The organism is Mycobacterium sp. ST-F2, from assembly GCF_001905655.1.
Taxonomy (GTDB): Bacteria; Actinomycetota; Actinomycetes; order Mycobacteriales; family Mycobacteriaceae; genus Mycobacterium.
The window spans coordinates 1-14,459 of the sequence record NZ_JMHT01000041.1 but is presented as its reverse complement, the minus strand read 5'-3'; the positions used below and the strand labels follow the sequence as shown (position 1 = coordinate 14,459).

Annotated in this window: 10 protein-coding genes; 4 read left to right on the top strand and 6 right to left on the bottom strand. The window is 60.3% G+C overall.

What is annotated here, in order from left to right; all coding sequences use genetic code 11:
• Positions 1-11 precede the first annotated feature (11 nt).
• The 4 genes from EB75_RS16005 to EB75_RS28490 form a co-directional block, all read right to left on the bottom strand.
• On the bottom strand, positions 12-614 hold the full coding sequence (locus EB75_RS16005; RefSeq protein WP_073696349.1) for a TetR/AcrR family transcriptional regulator: 603 nt from the start codon (positions 612-614) through the stop codon (positions 12-14).
• A 125-nt stretch (positions 615-739) separates the two neighbouring features.
• Positions 740-1,744, bottom strand: a complete 1,005-nt coding sequence (locus tag EB75_RS16000; protein WP_286150214.1) for a glycosyltransferase family 4 protein — start codon at positions 1,742-1,744, stop codon at positions 740-742.
• A gap of 26 nt (positions 1,745-1,770) precedes the next feature.
• Positions 1,771-2,865, bottom strand: coding sequence for a glycosyltransferase (locus EB75_RS15995; protein WP_142239638.1), 1,095 nt, complete (start codon positions 2,863-2,865; stop codon positions 1,771-1,773).
• Between the two features lie 358 nt (positions 2,866-3,223).
• Positions 3,224-4,831 (bottom strand): right-handed parallel beta-helix repeat-containing protein, encoded by a 1,608-nt coding sequence (locus EB75_RS28490; RefSeq protein ID WP_168176051.1) that lies wholly within the window; start codon positions 4,829-4,831, stop codon positions 3,224-3,226.
• 978 nt (positions 4,832-5,809) lie between these two features.
• Here EB75_RS28490 and EB75_RS15980 point away from each other — a divergent pair.
• Together EB75_RS15980 and EB75_RS15975 are read left to right on the top strand one after the other, a co-directional pair.
• Complete coding sequence (locus tag EB75_RS15980; RefSeq protein ID WP_073696376.1) at positions 5,810-6,910, top strand: right-handed parallel beta-helix repeat-containing protein; 1,101 nt, start codon at positions 5,810-5,812, stop codon at positions 6,908-6,910.
• A 610-nt stretch (positions 6,911-7,520) separates the two neighbouring features.
• Complete coding sequence (locus EB75_RS15975; RefSeq protein ID WP_286150213.1) at positions 7,521-8,882, top strand: O-antigen polymerase; 1,362 nt, start codon at positions 7,521-7,523, stop codon at positions 8,880-8,882.
• A gap of 136 nt (positions 8,883-9,018) precedes the next feature.
• Here the strand turns inward: EB75_RS15975 and EB75_RS15970 are convergent, their stop codons facing one another.
• Positions 9,019-10,389, bottom strand: a complete 1,371-nt coding sequence (locus tag EB75_RS15970; RefSeq protein WP_073696345.1) for a lipopolysaccharide biosynthesis protein — start codon at positions 10,387-10,389, stop codon at positions 9,019-9,021.
• A gap of 145 nt (positions 10,390-10,534) precedes the next feature.
• Positions 10,535-12,307 carry an alpha/beta hydrolase family protein gene (locus tag EB75_RS15965; protein ID WP_142239637.1) on the bottom strand — a complete coding sequence of 591 codons (1,773 nt, stop codon included), beginning with the start codon at positions 12,305-12,307 and terminating at the stop codon, positions 10,535-10,537.
• Between the two features lie 398 nt (positions 12,308-12,705).
• On the opposite strand from EB75_RS15965, the gene EB75_RS15960 reads away from it, so the two are divergent.
• Both EB75_RS15960 and EB75_RS28830 read left to right on the top strand, forming a co-directional pair.
• Positions 12,706-13,890: a GumC domain-containing protein gene (locus EB75_RS15960; RefSeq protein ID WP_142239636.1), complete on the top strand. Its 1,185-nt coding sequence runs from the start codon at positions 12,706-12,708 to the stop codon at positions 13,888-13,890.
• Positions 13,891-13,894: 4 nt separating this feature from the next.
• A partial coding sequence (locus tag EB75_RS28830) for a glycosyltransferase family 2 protein (protein WP_142239635.1) occupies positions 13,895-14,459 on the top strand: 565 nt, incomplete at its 3' end.

Below are 14,459 nucleotides of genomic sequence, written 5' to 3'. Positions count from 1 at the left end.
ACCGGCACCGGTTACGAATCCGCGATGGCCTTTTCGATCCGGCAGGTGAGCATGGTTGTCCATTCCGCGAGGAATCTGTCATCTGAGATCGACTGCTCGCGGCCGTCGAGCAGAATGCTGACCCGGTTGCCCAGCAGTGCGTTGACGCCGACGACGGCGATGGATTCGACATCGTCGGCGGGGATGTCGGGACCCCAATTGGCGGTCAGTTCGGAGAGGTCGGCATGCAGGCCGTGCAGCAGCGCACCGTATGCCGCGGTCAGGCGGACCGATTGGTTACCGGGCGTGTTGGCGGCGATGGTGAGGAACTGCTGCTCCTCGTCGATGACCGCGGTCAGGTAGCGGCCCAGCAGCGTGAGGTCGGTACGGAGGTCTCCGACCCCGCGGAACAGCATCCGGATGTCGCGCATGCTGCGACGCCGATCCAGTTGCCGGTCGATGCCGGCGTCGAGCAGCGCTTCTTTGGACTTGAAGTGGTGGTACAGGGCACCCGATCCGGGCGCGAGACCGGCTGCGGCTTCGATCTGTGCGACGCTGGTCGCGCGGTAGCCCTGTTCGCAGAACAGGCGCATGGCTTCGGTGACCAGTCGCTCTCGAGTGGGCACTTCAATCATTTGGAATCCCCAAGTGTTCACGTACCGATACCTCATACGTTATCAGCGGGGTTGGGCACCCGGCCGCTGTTTGACAGTCGGTGACATGAATCTGTGACCAGCTTGCTGGCAAAACCTGGTCGGGTTCAGCGCAGACTTTCGAGAATCCGATGCGCGGAATCATGCCAAGAAAAGCGCTCGGCGTTCGCAAGACCGCGTTGCCTCATCGAGTCGGCCAGTCCTTGTTCCGTCTCCAACCGTTCGAGTTGGGCGAGCATTGCGGACGTGTCATCGGGAGAGAAGTAGAGCGCGGCATCACCGGCGACCTCGGGGAGCGAGGCCGCATTCGACGACACCACAGGGCAACCGAGCGTCTGGGCTTCCAAAGGCGGGATACCGAATCCTTCGTACTCGGACGGAAAGATCAAGCCCTGCGCGTTGCGGTACAGCCAGGCCAGTTCGGCATCGGAAAGTCGACCGGCGACAACGGCTTTCGACGACAGCTCGGACGCCTTGCTGAAGACCTGGCCGCCGGCCGATGCGCCGACGATGACGACTGTCCGGCCAGACTCGATCACCGCCTGGACGGGCCTGGGCAGGTTCTTGTGGACGGCGAGTGTTCCCACCGCAAGGTAGAACGGCCCTTGCGGCGCCAATTCTGGCCGCTGCGGTTCGACTGCCGTGAGGGCGTCCGCGGCGCAACCGGCGACGACGAATTTCTCGGTCCTGATTCCTAACACTTCATTCAATTCGTTTGCGCTGAAGCGGGAGACTGTGACCAGGTGACGGGCCCACCGACCGAGCCCGTAGTACGAGACCAGATAGAACAGAACGAACGCTTTGCGGAATGTCTGCGGAAAACGGAACGGTGTGGCGTCGTGCATCGTCACGACCTGACGTCTCTTGAGGAGGGGCGCCGGTCCGGCGAAATTGAGCAACAGCTTCCCGAACGTCGCCAGGGGCAGATACAGCTGCTCGAACAAGACGCCCGTGGCGCGCGACCGACGCACTTCCACGCGGGGCGTATGAAGCCATGCCGGCACCTCGGCATCCGCGGGTACGTGGAGCACGAGATCGGTGGTATCGCCGACCACGATTGCCCGAACAATTTCGGTGGCGTAGCGCTGAGTGCCGGTGAGCTTCTGCGCCAACCATTTTCCGTTCACATGCATACGTGTCATGAGCGCGGTGCTCCCAACGATGTATAGAGAGTGCGCAATGCTGCGCTCTGTTCGGTATCGCAGTTGCGGGCCAGGGCGGACGCGGTTTCCAGACGCAGGGTTTCGAGTGCGCCGGTCTTGAGGAGGCCCGTCAACGCGGTGGCGAGTTCCTCCGGGCGGTCGATGGTGATCGGTAGTTCGACGCCAGTGAGATAGGGACGTCTGCGCGCAATGACCGGCAGCCCGATGCCGGCCGCTTCCATAATCGAGATCGGAAATCCTTCCCACAACGCGGTGTGCAGGTACACATCGCACTCTGACATCACCTTGAGAGCTTGCTCCCGTGGTAGCCAGCCGGTGACCTCAACGCCGTGTTCGGTGAGCATCTGGATGTCCTCCGTGGTGCCGCCGCCGATCCACACGGCTTTCAGCTGTGGGTGTACCCGGACTGCAGCCCGGATCGCGTCGGCGAAAAATCGAGGATCCTTCTGCGGACCCAGGCGCCCGTTGCCGACGATGCGCAAGGCCGATGCCTCGGACGACGGTCCGGCCGGCGGCAGACCCGGCGGGTTGACGTTGGGCACGCTCACGACACGCGGCGACCACAATGGCCATCGCGACAGTTCGGCTTCACGAGGCGAGCAGGCCGCGTAGGCCGTGGTATTGAACGACAGCAGCCATTCGAGGGCGCGAAAGCACTGACGCAGGGGCCAGGCCACGTCAAGGCGTTCGAAAGAGTAGCAATGCGGCGTGTACACGAGAGGGCGCGTGGCTGACCGGCGGGCGGCGAGGCGCACATAGGCGCCGGCCATACTTGAGTGCGCGTGCACGATGAAGTCACCTCGCGAGCTCCGCAAGAAGCGGCGAAGGAACCGGATCCGGTTCAGCAGCCCCGGGGGCATCTCCGTCCTGGTCGCGAAATAGCTGAGTTCGTCGACATTTAATCTGGCCTCGTCACGGATGGAGTAGACGAGGTGATGTTCGGCCTCGGGGTAATTGCGGACGAAGTCGCCGATCGCCGACGCGGTGCCACTGGCGAATGATTCGGCGACATGGATGATCGTCGGTTGTTGGGCGGCGACGATCCCCAACTCCGAGTTGGGTGCTGGCACAGCGCCTCCGCATCATCACATCTAGCAAAGAAAGCAGCGATTGCTGCGTGCCCCATACCGTAGTCGGTTTGCTTGATGCGGTCCAGTTCGGCGCCAAGTGGCGTAGACGACGTTGAAACGTCGACGATGCGCGAAACATACCTGCTTACGAGCGTGAAATCGGTTAGCTCAGACATCGTCGTGATGTTGGTTCGCCCGCGAAGTAACCGTTCCGACGATGGCGAAGTGGTGTTCAACGATCGCTGATTGTGTAGGAGCCGCCGATTCTAGCGAACATTGACTCTCGGAGTTTTGCCCGTACATCGGGCGGGATGATCTAGGTTGCGTGCATCGAGCGAGCCGGCTCGCCGAGGTTCGGTCAGATCTGGATCAGCGTTCCGCCGACCAAAATGTTGCTCGATGTGTAGTCGATCTTGGGGGCGTTGGTGTAGAAGGTCGACAGCGATGACTTGGCGAAGGTGAGGTTTTTGAAGTTGATTGCGCTCGCCGTCGCGCCGCTATCCAGAATCAGGCCGAGCTGGCGCTGTGCGGTACTGGCAGTTCCCGACACGGACAAATTCTCGATGGTCACGTTGGTGACTGGTTGACCGGTATTTCCGGAGTAGACCAGGATTGCCCCGTGGACAACGCTTGCGTTGTAGTTTGCTCCGGTCACGGTGCCGCCGTTCACGATCACCCCATTCACGCCCATGGTGTTGTAGCTCGGCTCGGCGGCAATATAGATGCCGGCTGCGTTCGTCTTCGATACTTTTATGTTGTTGTACGTAATATTCTGTCCGCCAACCACACTCACGCCGCGGCCCCAGATCGTCCCGTTGACAGTCGGGTTGTTGATGGTGATGTTTCGGCAGATGTTGCCGTCGGGGATGTAGGACACGATCGCAATTCCGTCGTCGCCGGTGTTGTTGGTGACTGCGTCGGTGACGGTGCCGTCGTGAGCCCCGTTGGTCATGTGAATTCCGTCGGCACGGGAATTGTTGACGGTCACGCCGGACAGAGTGAACCATCCCGCGCCGTTGACGAACACCCCTGCGCCGGCTGCGCCGTTGATGGTTACCTTGCTTACGGAGTCGTAGTTGCCGCCGATCACCAGCTTGTGCTGCTCGAGGGCGCCGTAACGCGGGCCGGTCTGGTTGGCGCCGAATGTCATGTTGCTCACAGAAACGTGGTCAGCAACAATCTCCACCGCCGACGTCGCATCGTTGGTGGCCTGCAGCGTCGCGCCATTGCCGTTGATGGTGATCCCGGCAGCTTCGATCCGGAGAACTCCCGAGTGGTAGAAGGTTTTCGCGGCCATCGTGAGCGTGGAGTTCGGAGCCAAGTTGCTGAATACGTTCTGTAGAACAGCGGTGCTGTCGCCGTTGATGGTCGTCGCCAGGACCGGAACGGTCACAGTTTCTGATGCTGTGGACGATCCGCTACTGGCCAGGACCGTAAAGGTGGCTGTGGTCTGGTTCGCCGACACCGCAGAGGTGTCTCGCGCGAGTTTGGTTGGGGTGTAAGTGAACGTGCCATTTGAGTTCACTGTGACAGTGCCGTATGTCGGTTGGGTCGTGACCGAGTACGTTGGCGCGGTGCTGCTGGTCCCCTTGAAGTTCAGTGATCCGGTGACTGCTCCAGTTGTGGTGTTGGGCTTACCTACCGATGCGGTGCCGGCGGCAAGTGTGAGGGGCTTACTGCTGCGCGGCGTAAAGATGGTGGTGATGGCTGAGAGGAAGGCGCTGAGGGGGTTTGTGCTGGCAGTCGCTGCGGCCGGAGCAGTCGTTGACGTGAGCGAGGTCTGACTAGCTGCCACAGATTTCAGTGCAGTGGTTGCGACGGGTGTCGCGGCAGACGTCGAGTTCGGCACCTGTGCGCCTGTAGCCTGCGTTTGGTTGGAATTGCGTCGTACCCATGCGGCGATCGCCCAACCGAACGATTCGACTGGCGTCGATGGTTTGGTGCCGTTGGACTGCGGACTGGGCACGGTTAGCATCCTTGCCGTTGCCGGCAGCTGCGCGAGGGGCGTGCCAACAGTGGTTGAATCTAGTTGGACCACTACGGATTTCGTGTCAGATGGTGCGATGATCGGCGCAGTCGCGGCGGTGCGTGGCGTGGGTGCCGGCTGTTTGGGCTTTGTTGGAGTCAGTGGCTGGGTCTTCGGCGTACCCGCTGCAGATGCTGGGTGTACTTCGCGCGACGGCGCGGGTGGGTTCGCCGTAGATGTCGATGTTGGCCGGTGCAGTGGTGTGGTCTGGCCGGGGCGTGTCTTCGGCGCGTTGACAACAGCGCTAGATCGATGCCCTCGCTTGCCGTTGGTCGGCGAATCCACGGGAGCAGAAGCGGACTTCGGTTCGGTGTGCTGTTGTGAAGGCGGCGTGGCGTCAGGTGCGCCGAGGGCAGTGCCGGAGGTACCCGCTATGGCCGTGCCAATTCCGAGAGCAACTGCAAGTGCGCCCACCCGCCCGATGTGCATTGTCACGTCCATTTGCCAGACCTCTTGGTGCTCAGTGTGTCTACCGAGGGATTCGGCCAACTTTTGTGGCAATGATGATGACGAGATTTTCGAGGTGCGTAACGCTTTTGCAGATTTTCGTCCTAGGGATGTCTCCGCTGGTCAGGAGTGGAAATTCGCCAAATCTGATCCCTTTCGTGTAAATAGCCGGAAAAACTGCAGAACGATACCGAATGAGACCTTTGGGATTTGTTTGCTAACGGGTCAATTTCGTGTAGAACTCTTTTGCCGTTGTAGGAGGGCGGCGGAGCGTCTGGTGGCAGTTCATCCCCCAGTGGGTGTCAGCAACCGGTTGCTGTGCTCGCGTTGGCCATCACCTGCGCCGCCGCGGAGACGCTATGTCGGTGGTTACCAGGATGGCGGATACGCCACCGCACGACTTCGCTCCCGGGACCGGCTGAACCGGTACATTCAGTGGCGAGTGGGACGTCCCAGTTGGAAGGCTGTGTAGTGGGTTTGGGATGGCGGTTGGCTGTAGTAGGTTCTGCGGCATTGGTCGTGGTGGCGTATCCGGTTTTCTCGTCCTCGTCGAGGAGCGATTCGCCGAACGATGCCACAGCGATGTTGCAGGCCCGTATTGACGCACTCAAACCGGGGGATACGCTCACCCTGGACCCGGGAATCTACCGTCATAGCGGTGTGATCAAGGTAAATGTGCCGGGTGTTCGCGTCGATGGTGGCGGTGCCACCCTTCAAGCCACCAACGATTCAACGTCAGCTGTGCAGATCGTCGCCAACGACGTCGAGTTAACCAACATTCGATTGACCGCGCCTACTGATGGTCAGCGGCGCGACCAACTAGATCAGCACAAGCTGGTGATTTCTGGCCAGCACGACACGGTCTCACACGTGACTATCGTCGGTTCAGCAGCGGCAGGAATTTTCGTCACCGGCGCCCAGAACTTCACCCTCCGCGATATCAGCGTCAGCGGCACTAGGGCTGATGGCGTGCACATCACGGGTGGATCGGCCAACGGTGTGGTAGACGATCTGCGCTCTGATGCCACCGGTGATGACGCGCTGGCGGTCGTGTCGTACGCCAGCGACCCTGGTCCTAGCCACGACATTTCGGCGTCACGGATATCGGTGGCCAGTACCCGCTGGGGGCGTGGAATATCGGTTGTAGGTGGCGACAATGTGACCGTGCGAGGTTTCTCAGTGGCGAATACCAGCGCAGCTGGAGTATCGGTCGTGACTGAGGGCAGCCCCTGGTTCAGTCGCGCCGTGGACCATGTCGAAATTTCCGATGGCACCATCACCGGTGCCAATACGGATCCCACCGTCGTTCACGGCGCAATTCTGTTGTCAGCGGCCAACGTTGGTACCAGCGTCAGCAACGTATCGATATCGAACGTGGGGATATCGGCTACGACGCCCACTGCGGAGCGTGAAGTCGCCATCCTCGCGGAGGGCGGCACCCTGAACAATGTTGCGGTGACAGGGATTCGGTTGGACAATTCCGCGCTTTCGCCGCTAGCGACGAATGCGCCACCGAGTAGCTTCAGGGTCACCGGGTGGACCGCGAAGGGCGAACCCATCGCGGTGAGCTAGCGCAGACCAGATTCCCCACCGCATCGGCAATGGATGCTCTCGAAAACCTAGTGGGCAGAACTACGCAGTGAGTGGACCGCCCGAAGTTCCGCCCGCGCGCGGTGGGGTTGACAGGGTCTACGCGTGGCCATCCCATCGTTCTGTGTTGTCGAAGCTCGAGCTGGTCCTGGCACAGCTACTAGATCGACTATTGCCATGAATAGGGTTGTGGATGGCCACCCAGTGCTCAGCTTCCTGCTTGTAGATATCTGAGCGATCACGTCTTGTCCTGCGAGTTCGGTTCAGATAGTCGGACTTTGACGTGCTTGCAATAGCAGAACATGCTAGCTTCAGTAAGTGGTGTGGGCAACGCTTGAGAAATGACTGCCCGGCTGGCCAAGTGGTTAGCTATGAAAGTCGTAGCAAAGCATTGTTTTCTATGTCGACACTACTGACTGACGAGCGGTGGCGAATGCTTCGCATGGGGGCGACTATGGTCGAGGTGCCTCGGGCGCTGCAACGGTTTGCTGTTCCTGAACGTGCCCGACGGAACGCGGGCAGTATCGATGACGTGTAAGGAGAAAACGGCGGGCATGCGTGCTTTTGCTTGGAAATTGGGCGGGTGTATGGATTGACCAGCCAGCTGGAAAAAGACAAATCAGCCAAAGCACTTCGGTTGTGGTGGCTATCGCCGATCGCCGCGTCGATATTTGTCGCTCTCGCTTCGATGGTGCCGACCGCGCTTACGGCGGATTCACAATTTCGCAGCTTGTGGAAGACGCCGAAATGGATCACTACTGACACGTTGCTGTTGTTCGCCTGCGGTGTGTTGGCAATGTCTTTCGGCGTGTTGCTCGCGGGTGCTGTGGTCCGCCCGAAGCGGCACTATGCCTTGCCCTGGCCGAATCTCAGCGATCACGCCCTTACGGTGTTGCGCCGAGCGAGTACCGTGCTCACTCTCGCCACGGTTGTTGGTTATGGCGGCTTTATCTTCCTTATCGCGAGGGCGGGTCTGACGCCGGCCAGTCTGATTGCCGGAACGAGCGATGATGGAGCCGACCTAAAGGAACGCATCGGCACCATCCCGGGTGTCACCACGCTAACGCAGCTCGGCATCGCTGCCGTGGTGGTTTCGGCAGTGCTACTGGCCCGCGAATTCACACGTTCCGAGCTGGCCAAGATGTTGATCGTCATTGGCCTAGCCGTTCCGCGCGCGTACATCTACTCCGAGCGTCTCGCCTTGTTGGAATTGTTGATACCTGCCGGTGTCGTCGCTGCGGCGAAGTTGTCGACCGGGTCTCGTGCGCGTCGGCGCATTTCTCAGGTAATACCGGTAGTCGGCCTTGTATCTATTGTGCCGATATTTGCTACGTTTGAATATTTCCGTTCGTGGAATTTCTACCGGCTGCACGGGGAAACGTCGTTCACAAACTTCGCTATGGGGCGGTTCGCGGGGTACTACACGACAGCTTTGAACAACGGTCAGCTCATCATCGACCATTTGAGGTGGCCCGGTAGGTGGCCGTTCGACACCCTTGAGTTCTTCTGGAGCGCACCCGGCATTTCCAACGTCGGCCTTTACGAGCATCTCAGTGGTTATGAGCGTCTCAGTGGACACGCCAGGCCGTATTCGAATGTCAGTGATCTAACACCCTTTGCGGAAATGCTGAAACAGTATGCAAATCCCGAATTCAACAATCCAAGTGGATACGCTGGTCCGTTTGTGGATTATGGCCGATTCGGCGGCCTGGTGTTCCTGTTGTTGATCGGGTTCTTGATCGGGCTCGCGTATAGAGGGTTCTGCAATGCACAACTCTGGGGCGTGTTGCTGTACCCAGTCATCTTCACTGGCGTTGTCGAGATGCCGCGTTACATCTACTGGGTGCAGGGCCGAGTCACTTATGCGTGGCTCGCGATTTTGATAATTGTCGTAGTGGTAGCCCGATCTCGCCGAGCGTCGAGTGGAAGTCAGCGCGCGTTAAGCCGAAATTAAAATAGTGCAGCAGTTGCTGCTGTTGACAGCTTCTGCGATGACCGCGGTAGCCAATACGATCTTCGTTTCGCTTCTGGTACCTCGATTGGCTTGTCGTCGAAGATCGCTCGATGATCGATTCACGCTGGAAACACTGTCAAATCCACGGTCCCGTCCGCCGTCGGGTCGTCGTTCGTCGGGGCAGACTTGGTTGCGACACCAATTCGCGAATTGCTCGCACTATGTGAAGATGGGGCCGAGGAGCCTCGTCAAGCTCGTTGCGAGCTGTGAGCCATTCGCCGATCGACAGCGCTGCGACTCCGCACGATGAACTGATGGCCAATAGCATCGGGCCGCCGAAGACAGCGGCCCCGACGGAGCAAGGCACGGCCACAGCGAGAACTATCAATGCGGTGCGGGAAACTGCTTTGATTTTTCCGCACACTATGAGTAACGAGATGTCGACGCCGAATGCGGCCTGAAAAAGGCCACCAGCGGCGAGCGTTACCAGCAGTACATGGGCGTCACGCATTGTCGGTCCGTATGCGAATTCAAGCGCTACGCCTCCGACTATCGCGAGGGCCCCGACGATTATCACAGTTATCGCGACGTTGACCGTGGCCAGGTTCGACAGCAGTCGTACAACCTCATGTTTGCGTCCGGCGGCCCATAGCCGTGCAGCCGGTGGCGTCACCGCCAGCGCGGCCAGGCTTTCTAGGATCGTCACCTGCATCGCAATGGTTGCTGCCGCGCTGTAGTGCGTAGCGGTGACCGGGCTGAAAACAGCGTTGGCGAGCCAGATCGTGCCGGACACGAGTGCGAACGCGGTCAGGTCGAGGCTGAATAGCCGAGCTCCGGTTTCGATCGCTCTACGCACGGCGACCAGCCCGCGAGATGCTGACATGGTGACGTTGGTGCGAGCTGCCCACAGGGCGACGACGAGCTGCGTCGTGGCGACCGCAGCATAGGTGCCGAGCAACGTGACGAGAGTGGGACGTTCGGCGGTGACGGCAACCAACCCGACCACCGGCACCACCATGATGCTACGGATGTAGTGCATCGTAAGTACTGAGGCTCGGACACGTCCGACTGCCGCGAAAATATCGCTGAGCATCATCCGGACGGTTTCGACCGTAATCGTCAGTGTCGTCAGGCCGAAGCACCACAAGAAATTCTTGTGGCCAATCAGGCCCACTGTGGCACATAGCGCGATTACAGGCGCTGACAGGATTGTCAGGAAAATCGCGGCACGAAGATGTGTTCCGGCGATGACTCGGCGATTGTGCGGATCGGGCTCAGAAGGGATGAGCCTGATCACGTTGGGGCCGAGCCCAAGCCGGCCGACGACCGAACCGATGGAGAGGGCAGCGAGCACTGCGAAGAAGGCTGCAGTGTCCAACGGGTTCAGCGTGCGCACCACGATGACTGTGAGCAGAAAAGTCGACACCATTCCTGCCGCAGCCGCACCGACGCGAAGTGTAAAGCTATGGCGCAACTCTCGCTTGGCGTCGGCATCCTCGCTGGACACTAGTGCGTCCGTCGCTGGTCGGAAGGCGGCGCGGCGTCGCCTAACCAGCGCGCTCCGCGGGATTGGCACATGATTGCTCCAAGTCGTCGAATCGGGTACATCGTATGGGGTGTATCCCCGGTCCGCGCAAACTGCGTTGTGTTTGCTATGGGTCTCTGTGGGTTGTCGGGGGGGACATCGCACTGGCGCCCCCGCCCAACAAGTCAGTGACCGTCGCGGCGTCACGCCCGTCGCGGGGGCCCGGAGCGGCGGACCCTCGGAGAAAATCGGCGACGATCTTTCGAAGCTCGATGAAGACGCTTTGGTGAAATGCGGCGTGATCTCCGACGTCGACCGGTATGAGCTGGGGCGGCGCAGCCGATGCGCGAAGGCGATCGAGAGCCTCTGCGCCACGATTTGCAAGGAACAATTCAGTGTCTGCCGGGCACAGCACAATCGTGGCGGACGTTCCTTGCTGAGCCAGCGGCTTGAGGAGGACTTCGGGCGCTTGGGCCACGCCCATCCGGCCCAGCTGCCGCCACGCAAACGCGGGTAGATATTTCTGCGCTACGCGTCGCAAACGTGCCCGCCGCGATTGTTCCCAGTCGGTGACGTCGAGATCACCCGGCTTGATCTGAATGCCCATGGCTTTCTCGATGCGTAGTGACCAAAGCAACTCGTTGACGAGAACAACGGAGTCCGCGCGCACCTCTCTAGCTGCGCATGCGGCATACCACCCGCCAGAGCAGGGGCCTGCGAACTGCAGTCGGGATGCACCGAGAGCAGCGTGCCGCGCCGCCGCTTTTGCGTCTTCGATTCCTTGATTGGAGTAGACGAAGATGGACCCGTCGCGGTTGGCCGGACCAGATTCGCCGGCTCCTTGGCGGTCCCACCGCAATGCATCGCCCCCGTGCAGCGCGCTCGTTCGGGACAGGTCCACCCATTCACGATTGGGGCCATGATGCGAATTGTTGGCGTTCGTGAAGAACATCACCGTCGGACGCGAAGCCTCGATACCTGCGGGGATGGGCATCGAACGGATGGCGAACATAGACTGCGGCCCGATCCGTTCGACTCGCTCTACGACGAACTGGCCGTTGTCCACAGCGACTCGAGCAGTGTCTGTGACTGAGGGTGACACCGTATGTCGCTGCATCGGCACCCGCTTGTCAATCCATTCGACAGTGCAATCGACGGCGTCCAACGCGATCGGAGGCAGTAGTCGTGTCGGCTGTGCACATTCGGAAAGTCCATCGATAACTACGAGGTCGGTTGCTGGAGAACCGGATAGCGACGTTACGCCGGGGTCTGTACCTTCGGTGCGGCTGATCACCAATCGTTGGACTCCGTGTGTTTCGACTGGCGGCTGCAACCGCAGCGAGCCAAAGTCCTTGGCCGCCTTGGCGGAAAGTCGCGCGCCGATCATTGACACGACACCTTCGGGAACGCGGTCCTCGCCGGTGGCCATCTTGAAGAAGGAAGTTTGCTCACGCAAGAAACGTCGTCCCGTTCCCATGGGGTCCCAGTAGACGACGCGTTTGACATCAGGCGAATGTTGCAGGACGGAATCCAGGATAAGTGCCCCGGCCCGCACCCCCACGCCTGAGATGTCGTCAATTCCCATTCCCCGCAGGTAGTCAGTGGCGTATCCGATGCTGGCCTGCCATTCACTAACCGAGTTCGAGCGGACCTGGCCGAATGACGAGTCGCCGCAACCTAGATAGTCAAAGCGTAGCGCCAAGATTCCGCGTTCTGCGAGTCCGTCTGCGAGTAGTCGGAGGGCGCGCAGACTATCGAAGTAGTCTTTGCCGAGCGATCCGCAGACCAACGCGGCGCCGCGCACTTCCCAATTCGCAGGCACATGCAGTACGCCGAAAAGCGGAGACTCAGCCGGGCCGAAATAGGTCGGACTGCTGGTTGCGGCGCTCGTGAGGCTCAACGTGCCGTTCTCCTGTTCGATGGTGTACGGGTGGCCCGATCGGAAGCTTCTGTGTTAGCTGAATTTGCGGACTCGTGACCAGATTACCGCTCTCGGCCGAACGCGCGACATGCTTCACGGGACTTGCCTGCTGACAGCGCTTTCAATGGCCAGTTGGACGAAACCCGCCGATGGGTAGGGGAATCTATCGGGTATGCCCAGGGGCTCCGAAGGCTGCCTCAACGAGTCATGCAAATGTTTGCTAAAATTTGCTGGCCGGGGTTCGCAATGGGCGAATCGTCGCGTAGAGTAGCGCGGGAGCGAAGCGCTGCGGGGAGATGGCGGTTTTGGCTCTGCCGTCAGGCGAAGTCGGCTGACGGGTGTACCACCCGAATTTGCACGCGACAACTTGGAGTCCCATGCGGAAGATTGCTAATAGCGTATTTGCCTGGCTGATTGCGCCGTTATGGCCGGTCACCGTGATTGGGCTGGTACTGGGTGCATTGGTCGGGGCGTATGCAACGCAGTCGAGTTCTCCGAGGCATATCGCCAGCGCGATCGTTCGAGTGCACGCGCCGGTTGACCCGAATCAGTTCGTCAGTGGCAATGCCCCTGCGGTCGACTTCCCAAGCTTTATGTCGGGTGAGATTGCTTATCTGGCTTCGCCGGCTTTTGCTGACGCAGTAGGGAAAGGCATGGGCAAGCCGTACCGAGTCAGTGTGACTGTGAGCCAGTTGGGGCAGTCTCCCCTCATTGCGATCAGCGCTGATGGTGTCACCTTCGATATTGCGCGCACAATCGTGGACACGGCAGTTCACGCGTATACCGAGGCGGTTCAACAACGAATCCAGAAACGCGATCAGGCAGCGGCCGACGCCATCTCCAGCGTCATCGATCGCATGCAGGCCGATCGGCAAGCCAATCCCGGTGAAGCTTCGTCTACGGCCCTAGATCAGCTTGAGATCCAGCTCCGGTCGATCCAGGTGGACAGTGGCCGTCCGGCAGTTGAGGTCGTGCAGGCGGCCCTCGAGACAGCGCCTCCCGCCGCCGCGCCGTTTTGGTCTCTTGGCCTCGTTGGTGGAGCTCTCTTGGGCGCGGTGGCGGCGTTGGCCGTTGCGCTTGCCTGGCGGGCTCGGATTGGACTGATCACGTCGCGGGCATCTCTTGTCGATGAATTCGAGTTTGTGATGAGCCCGGTGATTTACGTTCCCGGTGACGAGTCGGTTGGACGCGCCTTGTATGCCCAGCTGCGCTCTCCGCATTCGGGACGTGTGGTCGTCCTCGGGGCGACACACGTTTCGGGGTCGTCAGCAGTGGCACAGCTATTGGATGCCGCCGTAGGCGAGCGCGTGTCCGGCAAGGCCGTAGGTGTCCATCGGCAGCTGGAGGATCACGAGCGGTGTTCTGTCGTTGACGGGGGATCGGTGGACCGTACCGCCGAGCTGCCGGACGTCATCTCTGGTGCCAGTGAGGTGATTGTCGTGACTGCCATCGGACGGGATGTCGTTGATGCGACGCGGGTGGCCGTCAAATGCGCGACCAACCAGGGAATTCCGGTGTCGGTAGTTGGCACGCGCCGAGCATTGTTCAAGGTCGGGGACTGAACCAATGGTAGGGCCAGAAAGGCAAACAGAGCCGACGCTGTCCCTGGTGTGCAGCACTATTGGGCGCCCGGAAGCATTGGGCGTCCTTCTTGATTCGGTTGCAGCGTGTGATGGCTCCGAGCGCGTTGAGTTTGTCCTTGTTGATCAGAGCGTCGACAGGGCCTGTATGGACGTTCTGGCCAGGCACCCGTTGGGGCAGCAGGCTAGATCTGCCACCAGTCGAAGGGGACTTTCCGTCGGCCGCAACGTTGGTCTCACTCTGGCGTCAGGGCCAATCGTGGCGTTCCCCGACGACAATTGTTGGTATCCGCCGGAGACTTTCTCCCAGGCGCTGGACTTCTTAGATGAGCGTCCGGATCTGGCCGGCGTCTCCGGCATACAGGTGACGGCAGATCGGAATCCATCGATGCTGAGATGGCTGCAGGAACCAACCCTCATTACCCGATCCAACTTCATGCGGACCTCGATCTCGAGCACGTTGTTTTTGCGCCGCAGCGCATTGCCTTCTCGCACACCGTTCGGAGGAATTGTCAATACCTGTGGATCGGCTTGTTTCAGGCGACCTCCGT